The organism is Methanosarcina spelaei, assembly GCF_002287235.1.
Lineage (GTDB): Archaea > Halobacteriota > Methanosarcinia > Methanosarcinales > Methanosarcinaceae > Methanosarcina > Methanosarcina spelaei.
In genome coordinates, this window is record NZ_LMVP01000270.1 from 1 (window position 1) to 1,416 (window position 1,416).

1 protein-coding gene and 2 pseudogenes are annotated in these 1,416 nt (G+C 37.5%); 2 read left to right on the top strand and 1 reads right to left on the bottom strand.

The genetic code is table 11. The features are described 5' to 3' along the window. Positions 1 to 30: 30 nt before the first annotated feature. Positions 31 to 315, bottom strand: a pseudogene (locus tag ASJ81_RS12710) (DUF6444 domain-containing protein); the annotation flags it as partial. A 218-nt stretch (positions 316 to 533) separates the two neighbouring features. Here ASJ81_RS12710 and ASJ81_RS12715 point away from each other — a divergent pair. Together ASJ81_RS12715 and ASJ81_RS12720 are read left to right on the top strand one after the other, a co-directional pair. After that, the gene (locus ASJ81_RS12715) at positions 534 to 965 is read left to right on the top strand and encodes a thioesterase family protein (RefSeq protein WP_095644755.1); all 432 of its coding nucleotides are present in this window, start codon (positions 534 to 536) and stop codon (positions 963 to 965) included. Between the two features lie 10 nt (positions 966 to 975). Continuing rightward, positions 976 to 1,365, top strand: a pseudogene (locus ASJ81_RS12720) (DUF2099 family protein); the annotation flags it as partial. Positions 1,366 to 1,416: the final 51 nt, after the last annotated feature.

Sequence of the window (1,416 nt, forward strand, 5' to 3'; positions counted from 1 at the left end):
GCAGCAGTTCAAAGAATGCTCTATTACCTAATCAGGATTATCAACCATTTTAAGAGTTGTTCCTGGATGACCTTCTTGACCTCCAGGGTTCTTTTCGCTCTTTTTACGGAGACTCTTGGGATTAGGTTTTCCTTTGACAAAAAAATCAGTAGAAGGAGGTTTACTGCTGTTTCTGCTATTTTGATTTAAGCGAGATTCTAAAACTTGCAATTTTTCACTAAGCTGTTTTATTTGAGATTCAAGACTCTCAATGTAAGTTGCAATAACTTCAGGATTTGAAGTACACAGAGCAAGAATCTCTTCACGTTTCATCAAAGATAGAAATAACTCATTGTAAATCCAATTTTTCCTCGAAAAGAGGAAAAATTGTGTAGCCCTAAAAAGGCTACCTGAATAGTAACAAATTGTTACACGTTGTTGTTTTAATTTTCATATTAGACAGTTAATGTTAGTGTTACTTTTTCATCAGTTCAACTGCTAAGTCCCAGAGTTAAAGAAGTTATTTGTGTAGAATGTTCAAAAGGAGGTTATATATGGATAGTTCTTCTTTGAAACCTGGTCTAGCTTACGAGTTCAAGTTCAAAATACCAGATAATAAGACTGTTCCTTTCCTTTATCCAGAATCACCTGAATTTCAGGTTATGCCAAAAGTTTTTGCCACTGGATTCATGGTTGGATTATTTGAATGGACCTGTATTCAAGCAATAAATCCCTATTTAGATTTTCCTGCTGAGCAGACTGTAGGTACCGATGTTAGATTAAGTCATTCGGCGGCTACTCCACCCGGTTTGACTGTTACGGTAAAGACAAAATTGGAAAAAATAGAGGGAAGAAAGCTCACTTTTTCAATTATAGCTGATGATGGTGTTGACAAGATTTCTGAGGGCACACACGAGAGATTTATAATCGACCCTGCCAAATTTAACTCCAAGGCAGAAGCCAAAGCTAAAAGTGCCAATAATTGAGGGTACAATCATGCCTCATATAATGGAAATAATGGGAAAAACAAGAGTAGTAGTAAAGGATGGTGAAGTAATCGAAGTTGGAGAGTCTGAACTTGAATGGTGTCCTCTCATTGACAAGCTAAGCGGTGTCCAGAAAATTACCTCTGAAGAAGTCAAAAAGAATGTAGAGTCCAAGATAAAAGACTACGGAATGTTCACAGCCAAGCGTCATCTCCTTGGGCATGATACTTTTGTAGCTTTTGGAGCTTCAGAAATAATGATGTCTGGTTTGCGCAGTGGTTTTCTTGATGCAACCGTAACCGCCTGCGACGGGGCAGGAACTGTTATATCCAACAATTCAGAGCTTGTCCAGGGTATGGGAGGCAGGATGTCAGGTTTGATCGATACTGAACCCATTGATGGTCAATTTGTATCTAATTGATATTATATATTTGAAAATCGTATATTTATA